General features: G+C 68.2%; 14 protein-coding genes and 5 pseudogenes. 11 read left to right on the top strand and 8 right to left on the bottom strand.

Going from position 1 to position 18958, the window contains the following annotated elements:
• Positions 1-125: 125 nt before the first annotated feature.
• Positions 126-563, bottom strand: a complete 438-nt coding sequence (locus ACFZDK_RS53315; protein ID WP_390986010.1) for a winged helix-turn-helix transcriptional regulator — start codon at positions 561-563, stop codon at positions 126-128.
• A gap of 140 nt (positions 564-703) precedes the next feature.
• Here ACFZDK_RS53315 and ACFZDK_RS53310 point away from each other — a divergent pair, with 140 nt between their 5' ends.
• Positions 704-1576 (top strand): oxidoreductase, encoded by an 873-nt coding sequence (locus ACFZDK_RS53310; RefSeq protein ID WP_390986002.1) that lies wholly within the window; start codon positions 704-706, stop codon positions 1574-1576.
• A gap of 664 nt (positions 1577-2240) precedes the next feature.
• Positions 2241-2477 carry a hypothetical protein gene (locus ACFZDK_RS53305; RefSeq protein ID WP_390985999.1) on the top strand — a complete coding sequence of 79 codons (237 nt, stop codon included), beginning with the start codon at positions 2241-2243 and terminating at the stop codon, positions 2475-2477.
• Between the two features lie 116 nt (positions 2478-2593).
• On the opposite strand, the pseudogene ACFZDK_RS53300 reads toward ACFZDK_RS53305, so the two are convergent.
• Positions 2594-2860 (bottom strand): annotated as a pseudogene (locus tag ACFZDK_RS53300) (transposase); the annotation flags it as partial.
• Positions 2861-3026: 166 nt separating this feature from the next.
• On the opposite strand from ACFZDK_RS53300, the gene ACFZDK_RS53295 reads away from it, so the two are divergent.
• Positions 3027-3431, top strand: a complete 405-nt coding sequence (locus tag ACFZDK_RS53295) for a type II toxin-antitoxin system PemK/MazF family toxin (RefSeq protein WP_390985996.1) — start codon at positions 3027-3029, stop codon at positions 3429-3431.
• 248 nt (positions 3432-3679) lie between these two features.
• Here ACFZDK_RS53295 and ACFZDK_RS53290 read toward each other — a convergent pair whose 3' ends face one another.
• A complete protein-coding gene (locus tag ACFZDK_RS53290; RefSeq protein ID WP_390985993.1) occupies positions 3680-4963 on the bottom strand; it encodes an MFS transporter in 1284 nt (427 codons plus the stop codon).
• A 354-nt stretch (positions 4964-5317) separates the two neighbouring features.
• On the opposite strand from ACFZDK_RS53290, the pseudogene ACFZDK_RS53285 reads away from it, so the two are divergent.
• The 4 genes and pseudogenes from ACFZDK_RS53285 to ACFZDK_RS53270 form a co-directional block, all read left to right on the top strand.
• Positions 5318-5700 (top strand): annotated as a pseudogene (locus tag ACFZDK_RS53285) (MFS transporter); the annotation flags it as partial.
• Positions 5701-5839: 139 nt separating this feature from the next.
• Positions 5840-6199: pseudogene (locus ACFZDK_RS53280) on the top strand (DUF6193 family natural product biosynthesis protein); the annotation flags it as partial.
• The gene (locus tag ACFZDK_RS53275; RefSeq protein ID WP_390985991.1) at positions 6196-6729 is read left to right on the top strand and encodes a hypothetical protein; all 534 of its coding nucleotides are present in this window, start codon (positions 6196-6198) and stop codon (positions 6727-6729) included. The pseudogene ACFZDK_RS53280 and the gene ACFZDK_RS53275, both read left to right, overlap by 4 nt.
• Positions 6730-6952: 223 nt before the next feature.
• Complete coding sequence (locus ACFZDK_RS53270; protein WP_390986008.1) at positions 6953-7648, top strand: HAD family hydrolase; 696 nt, start codon at positions 6953-6955, stop codon at positions 7646-7648.
• A 72-nt stretch (positions 7649-7720) separates the two neighbouring features.
• Here the strand turns inward: ACFZDK_RS53270 and ACFZDK_RS53265 are convergent, their stop codons facing one another.
• Together ACFZDK_RS53265 and phoU are read right to left on the bottom strand one after the other, a co-directional pair.
• Entirely contained in the window at positions 7721-8173 is a 453-nt protein-coding gene (locus ACFZDK_RS53265) for a VOC family protein (protein ID WP_390986005.1), read from the bottom strand.
• A 415-nt stretch (positions 8174-8588) separates the two neighbouring features.
• Positions 8589-9254: a phosphate signaling complex protein PhoU gene (phoU, locus tag ACFZDK_RS53260; RefSeq protein ID WP_390985988.1), complete on the bottom strand. Its 666-nt coding sequence runs from the start codon at positions 9252-9254 to the stop codon at positions 8589-8591.
• Positions 9255-9751: 497 nt separating this feature from the next.
• On the opposite strand from phoU, the pseudogene ACFZDK_RS53255 reads away from it, so the two are divergent.
• A pseudogene (locus ACFZDK_RS53255) lies at positions 9752-10024 on the top strand (DUF6233 domain-containing protein); the annotation flags it as partial.
• 17 nt (positions 10025-10041) lie between these two features.
• Positions 10042-10170, top strand: a pseudogene (locus ACFZDK_RS53250) (IS5/IS1182 family transposase); the annotation flags it as partial.
• Between the two features lie 261 nt (positions 10171-10431).
• Here ACFZDK_RS53250 and ACFZDK_RS53245 read toward each other — a convergent pair.
• Positions 10432-11679, bottom strand: a complete 1248-nt coding sequence (locus ACFZDK_RS53245) for an MFS transporter (RefSeq protein ID WP_390985985.1) — start codon at positions 11677-11679, stop codon at positions 10432-10434.
• 235 nt (positions 11680-11914) lie between these two features.
• Entirely contained in the window at positions 11915-12499 is a 585-nt protein-coding gene (locus ACFZDK_RS53240; protein WP_390985982.1) for a transposase, read from the bottom strand.
• 351 nt (positions 12500-12850) lie between these two features.
• On the opposite strand from ACFZDK_RS53240, the gene ACFZDK_RS53235 reads away from it, so the two are divergent.
• Complete coding sequence (locus ACFZDK_RS53235; protein ID WP_390985979.1) at positions 12851-16528, top strand: S8 family serine peptidase; 3678 nt, start codon at positions 12851-12853, stop codon at positions 16526-16528.
• A gap of 138 nt (positions 16529-16666) precedes the next feature.
• The gene (locus ACFZDK_RS53230) at positions 16667-17668 is read left to right on the top strand and encodes a LuxR C-terminal-related transcriptional regulator (RefSeq protein WP_390985976.1); all 1002 of its coding nucleotides are present in this window, start codon (positions 16667-16669) and stop codon (positions 17666-17668) included.
• A 232-nt stretch (positions 17669-17900) separates the two neighbouring features.
• Here the strand turns inward: ACFZDK_RS53230 and ACFZDK_RS53225 are convergent, their stop codons facing one another.
• Complete coding sequence (locus ACFZDK_RS53225) at positions 17901-18899, bottom strand: 4,5-dihydroxyphthalate decarboxylase (protein WP_390985973.1); 999 nt, start codon at positions 18897-18899, stop codon at positions 17901-17903.
• Positions 18900-18958 lie beyond the last annotated feature (59 nt).

The following is an 18958-nucleotide window of genomic DNA, read 5'->3' as shown; positions in this document are numbered from 1 at the left end:
CCGTCCGCTGCCTGCCCCTACACCTCCGCGATCACGCCCCGCACACGAAGAAGTCCCTGTTCATCGAACAGGGACTCCCTTTGCCACAACGCACTTAGAGCTGCTGGACGGTTGGATGTGAGTCGTCAGGAGGTGTGAGCGTCGTGGTTCTCACGGTTTGCGAGGACCTCGGCCATGTGTGTCTGCGCCCAGTTTCTGAGCCCGCGCGTCATGTGGTGGAGCGAGAGGCCGAGGTCGGTCAGCTCGTAGGAGACGGTGACAGGGACGGTTGGTGTCACGGTACGGGTGAGCAGGCCATCGTGCTCCAGCGACCGTAGCGTCTGGGTCAGCATCTTCTGGCTGACCCCGGCCAGAAGACGAGAGATCTCGGAGTAACGCATCGCCTTCGGAGCGTCTGCGTGTGCTGCACCGGGCTGGCCAGGGCTGGTGTCGCCGCCCAGCGCACACAGGATCAGGACGACCCACTTGTCCGAGATTCGGTCGAGCAGCTGCCGACTGGGGCACCCTGCCAGGAACGCGTTGTACTCCACCTTGGCCTGAGCCCTCTTCTGGGCCGCCTTCATCGTCGTCACTGATCGAACCTCTCGCCGATGGGCGGGTTACGCACTCCAAAGTGCCTGCTTCCCGACAGGAAGTTTCTCTCCAATGCTGATGCAGGGAGGCAGCAGGCGCCACCCCCCAGTGCACGACGAAAGGCAACAGGATGAGCACACCCTCCCACTCTCTTCCCGGCGGCACCTGGACTCTGGGTGACGTGACCGTCACCCGGTTCGGCTACGGCGCCATGCAACTGGCCGGCCCGTGGGTCATGGGGCCGCCCACCGATCGCGACGGTGCCCTGGCCGTTCTGCGTGAAGCGGTCGACCTCGGCATCACCCACATCGACACCAGCGACGCCTACGGGCCGCGCATCACCAACGAGTTGATCCGCGAGGCACTGCACCCCTATCCCGATTCGCTGCACATCGTGACCAAGGTGGGCGCGACCCGCGACGAACAGGGTGGCTGGCCCACGGCCCGGCGACCCGAAGATCTGCGCCGCCAGGTCCACAACAACCTCAAGTCCCTCCAGCTCGACGTACTCGACCTGGTCAACCTCCGACTCGGCAACGCCGAAGGCCCCCAGCCCGGCTCGCTCGCCGAGGCGTTCGAGACGCTCGTCGAACTCCAGCAGCAGGGCCTGATCCGCCACCTCGGGGTCAGCAACGCCACCGAGGAGCAGGTCACCGAGGCACAGAGCATCGCGCCGATCGTGTGCGTGCAGAACATGTACAACCTCGCCCACCGCCACGACGACAAGCTCATCGACCGGCTCGCCACCGAAGGCGTCGCGTACGTGCCCTTCTTCCCTCTCGGGGGCTTTACCCCGCTTCAGTCCTCGGCGCTCTCGGCGGTCGCCGCTCGATTGAAAGCGACACAGATGTCCGTCGCACTGGCCTGGCTGCTGCAGCGATCACCGAACATCCTGCTCATCCCCGGCACGTCATCGACAGCGCACCTTCGCGAGAACATCGTCGGCACGGGACTCTCCCTCTCGCATGAGGACTTGACCGAGCTGGACGACATCGGCCGCTGAATACCCCGTAGCTGAACGGCCCACAAGCCACGACCGAAGCCACCGTTCAGGTGCCCCCGACTTGGGGTGTCGGCGGGCGGCTGAAGATGGGGGCCGCGCCCCCATGTGCCGGGGGCGGGCCGGGGGCCAGTTGGGGGGCCGAGCCGCCCGAGGGGCGGTGCCCGCACGATCGGCACCAGGTATTGGGGGAGGTGAAACGCATGAAGAAGATCACCGTTCGCAAGACCGGCGCCATCAAGCTCACGTCGTCCGCGTCGGCCTACACCTTCGTCGGCTGCTGACGCCCTGTGCCTGTGCCCCTGTCCGCTGTGCTGCGGCGGCCGGGGGCGCGGGTTGTTTCGTTCCGTGGCGTCGAGGAGGTGTGTGACGCTCATGCCGGCCATCGAGTTCCACCCGTTTGCCTTCGTCGAGGAGTACGACGGTGTCGTCGTGGCGCGCCCCGACACCGGGTCCTACGCGGTGCAGCCTCCTGACGGTGCGGCGCTGCTGCGGCGGCTCGCGGCCGGGCAGCCGGCCGAGGAGGCGGCCTGGTGGTATCGGGGTGAGTTCGGCGAGAGCGTGGACAGCGGGGACTTCGTGTCCGCTCTGCGCGGGCTGGGGTTCGTCGGGGAGGGGCCCGCCCCGGCTGCGGTTGCTGCGGCTGGGGGCGTGGGCTTTCTCGCCCGTGGCCTGGGTTTTCTATACGGCTCTGGTCGCGGCCTGTGCGGCCGTCATCACCACCACCTTCCTCGCCGTCACCCTCGCCCGATATCTCGACTACCGCCGCTACTTCGACGACTGGATCACCCTCACCACCCGCGCCGCCGCCGTCTTCCGCGAGTTCGGTGACCGCCACCGCGAAGGCCAGACGCAGATGGCCTGGGCAATCACGCACAACGAGCTCCGGCTGGGGCGGAGCTGAGCGCACTTCGCCCCGCCGACGTCGCTCCTGCCGGAATTCTCGTCCGCGCAGGTCAGGCCACATGCAGGCACTCATGGAGTCATATCGGCGAGGCGATCGCGTCGTCGTATGCCTAGTACGTCGCCGGTCTCGTCGACCACCAGCACCGCCTCGTCGTCGTGCAGATGCTCCACCACGTAGTCACCCACCTCGTCGCGGACCTGGTCGGCATCCCACTTCGCCCTCCCGAGCAGGTGCTGCATGCCGTCCGGGGGCCTGTCCCCGGCCCACTCGGCGATGGTCCAGCAGTTCTTGCGCGGCAGGTCCGACAACAGGCCGAGTACCAACTTCCGGGCCCGGCGTCGGGATTCGACCCGTGTGAAGCGTCCCGCTATCCGGCTCATCAGGCCCTCGAACGCCTCCTGCCAGCAGGCAGGGTCTACGCTGTGACCTGCGGCCACCGCGTGATCGTTTGTCTTCACACACCGATGATCAACGGTGGCCGCACCCGTCTCCACACCGCGTCAGGTCGCGCAGCGTCTGCCTGCCGTCCTGTGTATCGGAGGGCTTGTGCAACGTGGCGAAGTCTGGTGGGTCCAGTTCGACGAGCGGAGGCTGGTCGTACTGCTGTCAGGAGACGACGCGTCCGGGTTCCAGGTGATGCAGGTCGTCGCTCCGGCGGGCCTCGACATCAGCGGTCTGGGCATCGAAGTGACCCTCGGCGCCGGTGAAGGGCTGCCGCTCGAAGGCGTGCTGCGGCTCGCGTTCCCGCGTCCAGGCTTCACCCCGTGCACGTGGCTGACCACCGTGTCCCGGGACGACCTGATAGAGCAGGCGGCCGTCCTGTCCTCCAGGAAGCTCAGCGAGATCGACGATGCCCTCCGACTCGCTGAACAAGCACAGGAGCGGACCCCGGCAACGACCGTGAAGCTCAGCGAGATAAAGGACGCCCTCCGTCGCGGTGAACTCGGGTAGACGGAGAAGGAGCCGACGCCCGCGACGGCATGGGCGATCTCGGGCGAGATGATCCACGCTGGACACCTGCCGCCTCGACGCCCCTCACCATCGAGATCACGATCTACGGCTGGAGTATGAGGTGGTGGCCCCTGCATAGCCAGGCAGGGTCGGTTCGGTGTGACTCACTTCAGTAGCACTCGGTCCGGGCCGCGCCGCGGGTGTTGGGGCGTGGCGCCACGGCTGCGCCCGCCGGCTTCATGACGGTGCTACGACGCCCCGGCCACGGACACCGGTTCGGGCTGCGCGAGCGGGATGTCGCGCATCCCGCGCAACGGGGAGAAGAACAGCCACAGCCCCGCGCTGCAGCCGCCGGCGACGGCGATCCACAGGGTGGTCCGGACGCCGAGGAGGGTGGCGAGTCCCCCGCCGGCCAGGCTGCCCAGTGGCAGGGTGCCCCAGTTGATCCAGCGCGCGGCGGCGCTGACCCGGCCGAGCATGTCCGGCGGGCAGGCGGCCTGCCGGTAACTGGTCAGCGAGACCCCGGCGACGGTGGAGGAGAAGGTCCAGGAGATCCAGCCGAACGCGAACAGCAGCACCATCCAGCCAGGCTCGGCCATCGGGATCAACAGCCCGGGCAGCGACAGCACGGTCATCGCGATCCAGCTGATCCGCGCCGAGCCGACCTTCCTGGCGAGGTACCCGGCCGCGACCCCGCCCGCAAGACCGCCGACGGCCCCCAGCGCCAGCAGCAGTCCGACCAGGCCCGGACGCAGACGGAGGGTACGGATGAGGAAGACGGTGCCGAGGCTCTCGACCATGATGACGAAAAAGTTGGCGGTTCCGTTGAACCCCACCGAGTTGCGCAGGATGGGGTTGCGGAGCACGTAGGCGAGCCCCTCGCGGATCTGCGCCGTCATCCGGGGCCGGCGGCCGGCCTCGGCCCTGGACCGGCGGGGTTCACGGCTGCGGATCGCCGTCAGCAAGCCCGCCGACGCCACGAACGAGATTGCGTCGGCAGTCATCGCCCCCGCGGCGCCGACCAGCGTCACCAGTGCCGCGCCCATACTGGGTCCGGCGATCTGCGCGACCGACCGGGAGGCGGCCAGCTTGCCGTTGCCGTCCATCAGCTGGTCGTGCTCCAGAACCACCGGCAAGTACGCCTGGTAGGCCACCTGGAAGAGGACGGAGAGGACGCTGGAGACCAGCGCGACGGCGTACAACTGGGCCAGCGTCAGCACGCCGAGGGCGTGGGCCACCGGCACCGAGCCGATCACCAGGAACTGCGCGAGGTCGGACCCGATCATCAGCCGACGGCGGACGACCCGGTCCGCGACGGCTCCGGCGGGCAGGGCCACCAGCAGGTACGCGCTCGTCTCCGCCGCCGCGAGCAGCCCCACCTGGAACGCGGAGGCGTTCAGCAGCACGACGGCGACCAGCGGCAGGGCGAGAACGGTGACCTGCGCCCCCGTCTCACTGACCGTCTGGCTGCCCCATAACAGCAGGAACTCGCGATTGCGCCAGATTGAGGAGCGTCTTCCGTTGCCGTCCATTCGTCAGATGTTGTCATCAGGCCGCCATGTAATCCATGCGACCCCAGGCCGTACACGGTTACTGGCATCCCGTCAGATGTGGCGCCCGCGCAACGTGAACGGGAGCTTCCCGGGCGGCGTTCGTGCCCGCACGGAGGGCTGGCGCCGAGTTCCACCGCGGTCAGCCGCAGGCTTCCTTCGCGGCACCGCCATGACCAGCCTCGCCACCGCCGGCATCGTCGAGGAACTGCGGCCCGGCGCTCTGCCCCTCACCTCGACAGGCCGCAACTCTGGTGTCTCGGCGGCTGGGCCTTCCCGCTCTACTGAGCGGGCGCGCGGATGTCACAGCCGTCGATCTGCGAGTGCTGTCGATTCACGGGGGCGTTGCTGGACCGATTCCCGCAGCTTGCGCTGCTCACGGCCGTGGCCACGCAGGCAGTGGGCATGCTCGGCCTGTACTCGGTCGGCACTCACTCGGTGACGGCGGTGATGTTCTTGATCTTGATGGGCGGCGCGCTCGGGCCTGTGTTCATGGTCGCCCAGAACGAGATGCTGTACGGCGCGCCGGGCCGCACAGATATCGCCCTCGCGGCCGATTCCGGCGCCTACAACCTGGCATTGCGGCTGGCGCCGCACTCGGGGCACCGGTCCTACCGCTTGCCGGGGTGCGAGGCACCTTCCTCGCCGGCGGGCTGCTGAGCGTCGGGGTCTGCGCAGTACTACTGGTAATCGGCTGCTACCTCGCAGCCTGCTTCTAGGCTCCCGCGGTCGGTGCTCGGTTGACGACCTGCGTTGACGAGACTGACCTTACGTTGCTCAGCCAGTAACGCTCGTCTGACCTGCGAAGACAATGACCAAGACACGGGCCACGAGATCACGTAGGCAGGTTGGCAGGCCGTTCGCCGAGACGGGCGAGTCCGCGACGAACTCATCAACGCCGCCTGCGGGGAGCCTCGCCTACGGCAGCTCTTCCCCTGGACAGGCATGGGAGAACTGCACTTCAGCCGCTGCACCGAACCCCGCTGGACATGGGACATCCCGTACATCCAGCCCGCCAAGGGCGGCGGCTACTGGGTCTCCGGCCCACTGCGCACCGAATCGGTCGGTCCAGCCGCAACCGCAGAAGACGCCATCGCCATGGTCATCACGAGGCTGCCGGCCAATGCCGGCCCGGCGTTTGTGGGAACCCCCGAACAGCTTGCGGCCCATGAAGCTACGCCTGGCCCGCACCCGACCACGAACCCGGTCGCTGAATGACCCCGGCCGCAAACACCGCTCACCTCACGACATTCGCTGGGGTATTCCGAGAGTTCCAGTACCCGAGCACACCATTAAAGATCAGCCCCAGCACACTGACCAAGGCGTACGAGGACGCCGGGTACTTCGCCCGCAACGTACGCACCATCGAGGTCCTCGTCGACCGGGACGCCGTCACCTTGGGCGCGGCCGCGGCCGGGGAACCGTGGCAGCACTGCGACCTGGGCCACGGCTACTGCACGTACACGTTCTTCGAGCAGTGCCCGCACCGCATGGCCTGCGCCCGCTGCGACTTCTACATGCCCAAGGAGTCCAGCAGGGCACAGCTCCTGGAGGCAAAGAACAATCTCCAGTGCATGCGGGCCACGATTCCGTTGACCGACGAAGAACAAGCAGCAGTCGATGTCGGCCGAGTCGCCCTTGACCGGCTACTGGAGCGCCTCGCGAACGTCCCCACACCATCCGGCTCCATCCCACGCCCGTTGCTGCCGATCATCGAGGTCCGACGGAACGCCATCGAAGACGGGTGAGAAGCTCCTTCTGAGCTGCGCATGACGGTAGTGACCGTCATGCCGCGCAGTGTCTCGCTGACAGTGGGCTTCGTCGGTCGCCGGATCCGAATGAGCCTTCTGCGATCAAATAAGCGCTCAACTACGGGGAGAATGCTGGGAGGACTCGCGGATCGCTCGGGTGGATATCACGATCGTTCGTGGGGGTTGCGGGCGGCTCGTCGGCGCGGCCAGGATCGTCAGCATGATCAAGGGTGTGATGTTCGACTTCTCCGGGACCCTCTTCCGGATTGAATCGACTGAGCGGTGGCTGCGCACGGTAGTAGCCAATGCCGGTCTGGCCGTGCCCGAGAACGAACTCGGTGCGTGTGCGGGTCGATTAGAAGAGGCCGGGGCTCAGCCGGGAGGGGTGGCGCCGCGCCGAGTTCCGCCCCATCTGGAGGAACTGTGGCGGGAGCGCGATTTGACCGCCGAACGACATCGGGCCGCCTTCACGGCCCTTACGCGGGAAGCGAAGTTGCCGTCGGCTGACCTAGCTGAAGCCTTGTATAACCGTTCTCAAGTATCCGAGGCATGGCAGCCGTATCCCGATGCCGAGGCAACCCTTCGTGCCCTGCGCGGGCGAGGCATCCCGGTCGCTGTCGTAAGCAACATCGGTTGGGACATGCGCTCTGTCTTCCGCGACCACAGTGTCGATAATCTCGTGGACGCTTACTTCCTCTCCTTCGAGTGCGGGGTGAAGACGCCCGATCCCCGGATCTTCCAGATGGCGTGCGACAAGCTCGGAGTGGCGCCCGGCAATGCGCTCATGGTGGGAGACGAACGCGTTGCGGACGTGGGCGCTGCCACGCTGGGGTGTCGGGTCCATTTGGTCGATCCCTTGCCCGTGGACCGGCGTCCCAGCGCACTGACTGAGGTGCTCCAACTCCTTTGGCCGTAGCTCTTCTGGAGGGAAAAGCTGAGCAGGGTCGATGCTGAAACGCGCGGTGAAAGGGGTCCGGTGGCACAGAGCTCAGTGAACACAGAACTCGTTGCCCTCCGGATCCTGCATCACGACGAAACAGGAACCCGATTCCTCTGACTCCTCGACGCGTAGCCGGGACGCACCAGCGCTCTGCAGTTGCGCCACCTTGGCAAGGACGCGCTCCTTACGGGTTGCGAACGGAGCACCGCGCCCACCGCTCACGCCGAGGTCGAGGTGGAGCCGGTTCTTGGTGGCCTTGGGCTCGGGCACCTGCTGGAACCAGATCCGCGGTCCGACGCCCTGTGGATCGACGACGGAGTCACTGCAGTCACCCGTGCCTAGCTCCTCCTCTGACAAGCCCTGGTCCAACCAGTACGCGCGCCAGCTGGTGAAGGGCGCTGGTGGCGGCTCGACTTCGTAGCCCAGCGCTGCGGCCCAGAACGCGGCGAGTCGCTCCGGCTCGGCACAGTCGATGGTCAGCTGGATTTTCGGATTGGTGATCACCGGCCAACACTACCGGCCGTCTGCGGGGCCCCGGCTCACCGGGGCGGCACTGAACTGCATTGCGCCACCCTGGGCGCGGTGCGGGCGGCGATCACGAGTCGGGCTTGGACCTCAAGCTCGCGCACGCGTTCGGCGGCTGCTGTCTCTCGTGTCTGAAGTTCCTCGATCAACGAGCCCATCTGTGCCACCTCCTTGGCCGCGTGAGTTGGAGACAGGCTTCCCACTCACGGTGCGGATCAGCACCTTCCCTGCCCATCCCTTCCCTCCAGACGAGCTACCCCCAACTCCTTTGACATGCCAGACCGGCGGCAGGTTTGCCCCACCGCTGAGCACAGGGTGGGGGTTCCCAAATATCTCCATCAACGGTCTGCGCACGGTTCCGTTCGCGGTCACAGGGCCGTCGCGCGCGTGTTCATGCTGGTGTCGTTGTCAGTCCGTCGGCGTGTTCGCCGGTGACGAGGAAGATCACGCGGCGGGCGACGGAGACGGCGTGGTCGGCGAACCGTTCGTAGTAGCGGCCGAGGAGGGTGACGTCGACGGCGGTCTCGACTCCGTGGTGCCAGCGGTCGTCCATGAGGTGCTGGAATATCGAGCGGTGCAGTTCGTCGATCCGGTCGTCGTCCTGCTCCATCTGGACCGCGGCGTCCAGGTCGCGGGTGACAAGAACGTCGGCGGCCTGTGCCATCAGGCGCTGGGCGAGCTGGCTCATCTCCAGGATGGTGCGGCGCAGGTCCTGCGGCACGGCATGCCCGGGGTAGCGCAGCCGGGCCAGTTTGGCGACGTGCTGGGCCAGGACCGAGCAGCGTTCCAGGTCCGCGCTCATGCGCAGGGAGGTGACCACCAGCCGCAGATCGGTGGCGACCGGCTGCTGGCGTGCCAGGACCGCGATCGCCCGGTCCTCCAGGTCGCGCTGGAGGTCATCGATCTTGGAGTGGGTGGAGATCACGCTTTCCGCGAGCTGGAGATCGGCGTCCAGCAGCGCGCTGGTGGCCCGGCCCAGGGCCGAACCGACCCGGTTCGCCATGTCCACCAGGGCCTCGCCGATCGAGGCCAGCTCTTCGTGGTACGCCTCGCGCATAACGAGCCCCACTCCCTTTTGTCTGCCTCCGGTCCGCGTCTCTGCCAGAATCCCACACCCCGCGCGAGCAGGGACATCAGCGTCCCGCCGGACGTCAGGGTGTCCTGCGGGGTTCCGGGCGGCGCGCCGGTGGCCGGGAGTGGTCGTGGCTGGCCAGGGCGGGCTTAGGCTCGAAATGCGGAGGTCACAGCTAGTGATGTGGCCCAGACCTTCGCCGATGAGCCCGGCCGGCCAAGCGCGGGCCGGGCTCACCCGCGGCGGGAGCAGCTGCCTCACGCGGCCAGGGCCCGGAGCTCGGGTTTCGCCGACGATGGGTCCTCAGGGTGATCGCGGCCCCGGCGATCAAGGTTTCGGAGTGCTGGACGCGGCGTCCGTAGTCCCGCGCATGCCTGCGAGCGTACGGCACGCGCCGAATACCAGCACGAGCACGACGTCCGGTGCCGTAGCGCCTTCCGCCGACTCGCACCAGGCAACCTTGACAACCTTGATTCCACAGAATGCGGATCTGGCATGCCATGTGGCTGGAGCGCATCGACCGCAAGGCCGCCGACCTGCGGAAGCGGCAGGCCGAAGAAGAGCGCGGCCGGACGCGCCGCCCACCCGTGCCGGACTGGATCCTCGAACTCAACCGCGCCACGGGGCACCCGCTGGCCGTGCACGTCGGCGACTGCGGCATGGCTGGTCGCCGGAAACGGCCGGTCGGCCAGGATGACGCCCGCCGCCTCCTCACCACCGACGGGGTGTCGGCCTGCCTGATCTGTCGCCCGGACACCGCATTGCACATCGACTTAAGAGGTCGCTCGCATGGATCATGCACGCCCGCCGTCATGCCCGTGACTACGAACGGCTCGTCCAGCACTCGGAATCGTTGATCACCTGGGCAGCGATCATGCTGATGACCCGGCGCATCACCCGCCGGACCTCCCGCAGGAGCGGACAGCCCGCCTCCCGCGAGGCCAACCGGGACTGATCGTTCTCAAGTTCACGGTCGGCAACTCCACCCTGACCGGCCCGGACTCTCGGCCGGGAGTCCACTCTCCCACGAACTCCTCTGATCCCGAGGGCTGCTCAGTGCCTGAGGCAGCTTTGTAGGTGTATTTCTTCCTTCGCCTGTTGGCAGTGGTGGTCCGGCCCGAAATACCGCCCACCTGTGGTTATTCTCGCTTCAGAGTCGAACTCAGCCAGGCACCGGGTTTTCGGAGGCGGGCAGCGGTGGTGCGGTCTTCGGGGCCAGTGCGCGGACGGAGGGGGTGGTGACCATGGTGAGGGTGGCGAGGAGGATGAGCCCGGCGGCCGCGTAGAGGGTGGCATGGAGACCCAGGAGCAGTACAGCGGGTCCCGCGGCGAACTGGGCGAGCGGGAGCGCGAGGTAGGAGCCGAGGTCGTCGTAGGCGTAGACGCGGGCAAGGCGGTCCTCGGGGATCTGGTCGTTGAGGGTCGAGTACCAGGCGACACCGGCCTGCTCGACTCCCACGCCCGCCACGAAGTTGGCCACGACCAGCGCCCAGGTATGCGGGGCGAGCGCGAGCAGCAGCGGGGTCATCGCCGTGAGGCCCATCAGCGCGCAGCCGACGAGGATCGCGCGCCGGGGCCGCCAGTACAGGGACAGTATGCCGCCGGCGACCGCGCCGAGTGAGGACGCTGCGACGGCCAGGCCCCAGCCGGTGCGGCCGATCCCGGTGGTGTCGGCGACGGCCGGGCCCAGGACGGTGAACGAGGCGGTGAGGCCTGCGTTGAGGAAGCAGAAGGCCACCACGATCACCCACACCCAGGTGCGCGAAGTGAACTCCCGCCAGCCGATGCGTAGTTCATGCACCACGCCGGGGCTTGGCTCGGGTGGCGCGACCTGGACGCGGACCAGCGCGAAGGACGTGGCGGCGAGCGCGAAGCTGAGCGCGTCGACGGCCAGGCCCCAGCCGGGGCCGACCGCGGCGACCAGTACGCCGCCCAGGGAGGCGCCCAGGATCGTCGCGCTGCTGCCCGCGATCCGGGAGAGCGCGAGGGCGGCGCGGCGGGACTCGGCCGGCACGGTCTGGGGCAGCAGGGCCTGGGCGGCGGGCTGGTAACAGGAACTGGACGCCCCGTTGACTGCGGCGAGCACCATGAGCAGGGGGATGGCGGCGCTGTGGGTGAGGACCAGGGCGGCGACCACCGCCTGGCTCACGGCGCTCACCACACTGCTGCCGACCAGCAGCAGGCCGCGCGGCAGCCGGTCCGCCAGCACCCCGCCGTAGAGCAGGAAGAGGATGCCGGTGAGGGAGTGGGCGCCGACCACCAGCCCGAGCGAGCCGACCGAGCCCGTGGCATCCAGGACGGCGAAGGCCAGGGCGATCGGCGCGACTCCGTTGCCGAGCAGGTTGGCCGTCGTACCGATGAGGAGGTGACGGAACGGGCGGTAGCGCACAGGCGCCAGGGCGGCAGACATGCGCCTGATCGTCGGGACTGGGCGGCGCACCCGTCAACGGGTTATATGGGGCCGGTGGCTGCCTCGCGCCCGGCCAGAAGTGCAGCAGCCGGACCGCGTGCTCCAGCGCGGCTCGCAGGTCGGCGGTGTGCTGGTCGCGGACGGTGGTGTCAGCGGGCGTGATGGCCATCGGATCCATGTCGGCCCAACCAGCCGTTCGCCGACCGGTCACGACCGGCAATCTGTCATGTCGGCCTCAGGAACAGGCGCTGAAAGAGCGTTTTGTCCAGGCGAGGTTGTTTGGTGGCGCTTCGAGGGGTGGGCAGGGTGGTGGCTGCTGGGGGTGAGAGTGCTCAATGGGGCCTGTGCGACAGGAGACTCCGTATCTCCGCCCGTTTGAGTCGAGTTGCTCCTGTCTGATCCCAAAGCGCCCCCGGCTGACGCTGTTTGCGCCCTGGGGACGCGTCGTGCCCGACGGTGCCAGGACATGGGTGGAGTCGGTGCGCCGCGTGGTGCGATCGCGCACCAGGCCGGCCTCCTTGAGGCGGGCCAGCGCCAGGTCGAGGAGGCGGTCAGCACGGTCGCCCTCGGCGAGACGGTTACGGAAGTCGGCCAGGACGCTGTGGTGGAAGCCGGGGTCGTCCAGCTCCATGGCCATCGCGTACTTGAAGTCGATGCGGCAGCGCACCGCCTCGGCGGCCTGCCGGTCCGACAGACCAAGCAGGAACTGCAGCACACAGACGGTGGCCAGCTGAGCAGACGAGAGACCCGGACGTCCGTCCCGCGGATACCAGCCGACGACGTCCTCGTCACACCACAGCCCATCCAGCCGGTCACGCACCCATATCGCCGTCGTACCGCCCGGGTTGCTCGCCCGCGCGACCTGCGCAGTCAGAGGCGGGACTCGCTCACCGGAACGGGGACGGAGGGACAACGCGCACCTCGACAGCTGCATCGGTCATCAGAACCACCCGAGCTTGCCTGTTGACCATGCTGCCGCACCGCGAAACTCCAAGATCCCCGGCAGAGTCCAGACCTGCGTAAACAGCCAATTCCCGTGACCGAAGGGGGCATTGGCACTCCTCGGCCACAGGTTTCCCTTGAGCCGCTTTCCGTGCAGCGCTCACTCTGATCACTGGCTTCCGCTCACCAGGCCGGAAGCGTCGTCAGCGTTCAGGGGAGGAAGCCACCCATGCGAAGACTCCACGCCCTCTGGGCCGTGGCAGGAGCGGCCGGACTGCTCACGGGCGCGATCACGCCCGCCGTGGCCGGTTCCGGATCACAGGTCACCGCGCCGGGCGCCACGCCCGTGCGGAGCGGCGCCGAGACCGGTGCCACGAACACGCAGACCGTCACCCTCATCACCGGTGACACCGTGTCGCTCACCGCCGGACCGGACGGCAAGTACGCCGTCGACGTTCGGCGCGGCAAGGGCCGCGAGGCCGCCACCTTCGTGTCGAGCGAGAAGGACGGCGAGGTCAGTGTCCTGCCGGCGGACGCGATCCCGCTACTGAACGCGGGCCGTCTGGACCCGGCTCTGTTCAACGTCACCCAGTTGGTGAAGCAGGGGTACGCGGACGCGAAGACCGGTGCCACGCCGGTGATCGCGACGTACGCGAAGGGCAGCGCGACCCCCGACGGCGCGCGCCGGACGCTCGCGCTGCCCACGATCGACGGTGCCGCGCTCAGCGCGAAGAAGTCGACCGCCTTCTGGGCGGACATCGCCCCCGCGCTCGGCACCGAACCCACCACGAAGGCCGCGAAGCGGCTCGGCGAGGGCATCGACAAGATCTGGCTCGACGGCAAGGTCGAGGCGTCCCTCGACGTCAGCGTGCCGCAGATCGGCGCCCCCGAGGTGTGGAAGTCGGGCTACGACGGCAAGGGCGTCAAGGTCGCCGTCCTGGACACCGGAGTGGACGCCGGTCACCCGGATCTCGCGGGGAAGATCGCGGAGTCGAGGAGTTTCGTGCCGGACCAGGCGGTGCAGGACGGCCACGGCCACGGCACCCATGTGGCGTCCACGATCGTCGGTTCGGGCGCGGCCTCGGACGGCAAGCGCAAGGGTGTGGCGCCGGGCGCGGAGCTGCTGATCGGCAAGGTGCTGGGCAACGACGGCCGCGGCCAGGACTCCTGGATCATCGCGGGCATGGAGTGGGCGGCGCGCTCCGGCGCGAAGATCGTCTCCATGTCCCTGGGCGGCACGGCCTCGGGCCCCTCGGACGTGCTGAGTGAGACCGTCGACGAGCTGTCCGCGTCCACCGGCACGCTCTTCGTGATCGCGGCGGGCAACTCCGGCCCGTCCGAGCAGACCGTCGGCAGCCCGGGCATCGCCGACTCGGCGCTGACGGTCGGCGCCGTCGACAAGTCCGACGAGCTGGCCTCGTTCTCCAGCCGCGGCCCGCGCCTCGGCGACTCCGCGGTCAAACCGGAGATTACCGCACCGGGCGTGGCCATCACGGCGGCCCGCGCCGCCGGCACCACCATGGGCACGCCGGTCGACGAGTACTACACGACGTCGAGCGGTACGTCGATGGCGACCCCGCATGTCGCGGGCGTCGCGGCGCTGGTCGCGCAGGCCCATCCGGACTGGACGGGACAGCAGATCAAGCAGGCGCTGGCGACCACCGCGAAGACGAACACCGTCAACTCCGTGTTCGAGCAGGGCGACGGCCGGGTCGACGCCGTACGGGCCGTCCAGCAGGGCGTCTTCGCGACCCCGGCCCTGAGTTTCGGCAGGTACGAGGAGGGCGACGCCGCGGCGGACAGCAAGCGCATCACGTACACCAACACCACCGGCAAAGCGGTGGAGTTGAAGATCTCCTCGTCCCTCACCGATGCCGTGCTGAACGCGGACACCGTGACCGTCCCGGCGATGGGCACCGCCGCCGTCGGGGTCACGGTAGACCCGGCCGCGGAGGCGACGGGCCGGTACACGGGCTACATCACCGCGAGCGCCGACGGCGTCCGGGTCACCACCGCCATCGGCTTCGAGAAGCTGGCGAAGACCTACGACCTGAAGGTGTCGCTGGTGGGCCGGGACGGCAAGCCGTCCACCTCGGCGTCGATCTTCATGCTGCAGGAACTCAACGGCGCGTACCCGGACACGTACGGGTACCTCGGCAGCGGCTACACCTTCAAGGTGCCCGCCGGTACGTACAACGTGGCGTCCTGGATCTCGACGCGGGACGCCGCCGGACTGGAGGTCGACACCTCGGTCGTCGGCGATCCGGAGATCAAGGTCGGCAAGGACACCGAGGTCGTCCTCGACGCTCGCAAGGCGGTCGAGATCAAGCCAAAGACCAAGGAGGACTCGGAGTTCCAGGGCTTCAGCACCAACTGGCACAGGGAGGGCCCGGGCAGCGCCTGGGGCCTGACCTACAGCGAGGGCTGGTGGACCGACCACGTCTACGTGGCGCCCACCGAGAAGGTCACCGAGGGCACGTTCGAGTTCACCTCGAAGTTCCGGCTGTACGCCAAGGAGCTGACGGCGAGCGTCACCAGCCCAGAGAAGTACGCGCTGCCCCTCGACTACGCGCAGACGTCCAGCGGCTTCCCGGTCAAGATCAACGGTGACCGCACGGTCCGGGTGGTGGACGCGGGCAGCGGCACCGTGGCCGACTTCGCGGGGCTCGACGTCAAGGGCAAGGTGGCGGTCGTCCGGGTGGACGCCGGCGCAACGGCGGACGAGGCACTGGCCAACGCGACTGCGGCCGGGGCCGGTTACGTCCTCGCCTACCACGAGACGCCCGGGTACTGGATCTCCTGGGTGAACAGCGCGACCATCCCGCTGATGACCGCCACCGGCGAGGACGGCGCGAAGCTCGGGGCCCTGCTCAAGAGCGGGGAGAAGGTCAAGCTGAAACTGCACGGCACCGCGGTCAGCCCGTACGTGTACAGCGTGATGTTCCCGCAGACGGGTGCCGTCTCGGCCGACCAGACGTACAACCTGAACAGCTCCAACACGGTGAAGCAGACGGTTCGCTACCATGCGGGCCGGGCCGGCCAGGTCGGCAAGGACGCCGTGTACAGGTACCGTCCCTGGCAGTCCGCCGACATCGCGACCACCAACAACGTGCAACTCGGCACGGAGCGCACCGAGTACTACAACGTCTCCGACAGTCGGATCTGGCACGCCGTCTATCCCGACTCGATGGCGAACACCCCTCAGTGGAATGCCCTGCGGACCTTCGACAAGGCGGGCAGGCTGCCCACCGAGGACTGGCTGCGCCAGGTCGTCCGCCCGGCGACCAGTGAGCAGTACGGCCTCTCCCAGCGCACCGGCGACAAACTCACCTTCGCGATACCGGAGTTGAGCGACTCCACGCCGGGTCACTACGGGTCGGTGGACAACGTCCAGGACACCGCGAAGGGCACGCTGTACAAGGACGGACAACTGGTCGGTGACACCACACGCGGCGGAGTCGGCACCTTCGACGTCCCGGCCGCGAAAACCTCGTACCGCCTCGTGCTCGACGCCCGGCGCACGGCCCAATGGGCCGCGTACTCCACCGGCACCCGCACCGAATGGTCCTTCGCCTCGTCGCACACGGACCAGCGGACGGCGCTGCCGCTGCTCTCGGTCGACTACCACGTGGACGGGCTCGATCTCCTCAACCGTGCTGACCGCAAGCACACCTCGGAGCTCGGACTCTCCGTTCGCAGTCAGTCGGGCAGCGTCACGGCCGGTGACCTGAAGGCATGGGTCTCATACGACGACGGCACGTCCTGGAAGGAGGCGAAGGTGAAACACGGCGAGCTGGAGCTCAAGCACCCGAAGGGCGCCACGTTCGTGTCGCTGCGTGTGCGGGCCGCCGACCGGAACGGCAATGCGGTCGACCAGACCGTACTACGGGCGTTCGGCCTGAAGTAGCGGGCTCGAAGGAGACGCACCGAAGGAGACGGCCTGAAGGGGACGGCCTGAGAAGTTGGCCTGAATCAGGCGGCCTGAAATGAACAGCCCCAGGCCAGTACAAACAGCCTTAACAAAGATCGCCTACCGTGCCAGGCCATGGTGAACACGGCATACGACACGGCAGGGCAGACCCCCGCCGCGAGCCCTTGGGCCGCGGTGGGGGTCTCCGCGTTCGACGAGCTGCTGTACCAGGCGGTCCTCAACCAACCCGACGCCGGCGCGGCCGGCTGGGCGTTACTGACCGGTGCATCCCCGGCCCGGGTCCACGAGGCCTGCAACCGGCTGCTCACGCTCGGGCTGCTGCAACCACCGGACTCCATGGGCGGGTTACGGGCGGTCGACCCCCGGGTGGCTATCCGCGGGCTGATCCGGCGGCGCGAGACGGAGTCAGAGCTGCTGGCCGCCACCGCCGAGCAGATGGCGACCGCGTACGAGGCGGGGTTGCTGCGCGAGGAACCGTCCCGGCTGGTCGAGGTGGCCTCCGGCGAGGGGGCCATCGCGGCACGCCTGGAGGAGATGTACGCGCGGGCAGAGCACGAGGTCTGCCTTTTCGACACTCCGCCGTATCTCGCCCCGGCCGCTCCGCAGGTGGATCTCCAGGCCGATCTGCTCAGCCGCGGGATCGTCTCTCGCGGGATCTACGCGGCGACCGGTCTGGAGGATCCGAAGGTTCTGTCCCGCGCCTTGAGGATGGTCGAACTTGGCGAGCAGGCCCGGGTGTTGCCGTCCGTGCCGCTCAAGCTGCTGGTGGTCGACGGATGCCGGGCGCTGCTGCCGCTGACCGCCTCCGTGGCCGGCGGCTACTGTGCCGTCGTGGTGTGGCACTCGGCGGTGACCGAGGCCCTGCAGAAGCTCTTCGAGCTGGCCTGGCAGCAGGCGACGCCGCTGGGCCAGGCGGCCGACGACAGTGAACTCTCCGAGAGTGAGAGGATGTTGACCCGGCTGCTGGCGGCCGGAATGAAGGACGAGGCGGTGGCTCGCCATCTGGGGGTGAGTCTGCGGACCCTGCGGCGACGGGTGAGCGAGCTGCAGGAGCGGCTGGGCGCGGCGAGCAGGTTCCAGCTGGGCATGCGGGCTTCCCAACGCGGCTGGGTGTGAGCCCGCACCAGGGTCGGTATGTGGTTTTGATCAAGGGGGCGGCCCCCGGGGAACTCCGTGCCGCTGCGCGTGCGGGCCGCTGGCAGGGACGGCAACGGGATCGAGCCGTCGACGGGCTCGGAACGACGAAGCCGTCAGGACCCTCGAGGGTGGCTAGGGCGGCACCATTTGGGACCAGCGAGGCACCTCGAATCGGCCCCACTTTGTGAAGGACGCTCGTGACGGACGGCGGCTACGTGTCGAGCAATTCCGCGGCGAAGACGTCTTCGATCCTCCACTGCTCACTGGTCAGCCCCTGCTGGTGGTGATAGCGCAGGCAGGTGTCCAGGGCGGCGCGGTTGGCCGCGATGCCGTAGGGCCACCAGTCCTCGGGGAACTCTTCACCGTTGCGCTCCACCAGGGCGTTCATCCACGGCATCATGGTCTGGACCTGGTAGAGCCTGCGGTTTTGGCGGTAGCGCTCGGCGGCGGAGTCCTTGGCCCGGGAGAAGGCACGGTAGACGCCGTGCGCGAGTTCCGGGTGGGCCTGTAGCAGTTCGTGCCGGATGACGATGGTGTGCATGATCGGGAAGATGCCGGTTCGCCGGTAGTAGTCGCGTTCCAGCGGCTCGAAGTCGGGGAACAGGCGGGTGACGTTCGGGGATCCGTCGAGCATGCACTGCGGGACGTTCGCCGAGAACAGCGCGTCGATCTCACCGGCGTCGAGCATCGCGCCGAGTGTCTTTCCCTCGGGCGCGACGCGCACGTCGACATCGGCCGGGTGCGGATGGGGGATGAAGTCGAAGGGCGGCGTGGGGTGTTCGAGTCCGCCGATCACCCACTGGCTCTCCTCGGGGTTGAATCCGTACTCGTCCATCAGGAACCCTTTGGCCCACACACCGGAGTCCTGGCCGTAGACGCCGAACTCGCCGATGGTCCTGCCCGCGAGATCGCTCGGTTTGGTGATCCCGCTGTGGGTGTTGACGAAGATGCACGAGTGGCGGAACATGCGGTTCGGGAAGACCGGCAGCGCGACGTACGGCAGTCCGGCCTTGAGCAGCCGCAGGTAGAACGTGAGACCGAGTTCGGCGACGTTGAACTCGTTTCCGCGGATCAGCCGGTCGAAGAGCTCCGGCAGGGTCGCTGCGGTTTTCATCGTGACGTCGATGCCGTCGGTGCTTACGGTCCCATCGAACAGCGCCCGCGTCGTGTCGTACGGGAAGCACCCGACCGTGAGGGCAGGGGCGGCCATGAAGACTCCTCCTCGTCGGCTCTGCTGCTTCCATGGTCGGCCGTCGCGGTGTCGGCTGT

This window comes from Streptomyces sp. NPDC007901 (genome assembly GCF_042959465.1).
In the GTDB taxonomy this organism is placed as follows: domain Bacteria; phylum Actinomycetota; class Actinomycetes; order Streptomycetales; family Streptomycetaceae; genus Streptomyces.
The sequence above is the reverse complement of the archived record's forward strand: the minus strand, read 5'-3'. Positions and strand labels throughout refer to the sequence as shown.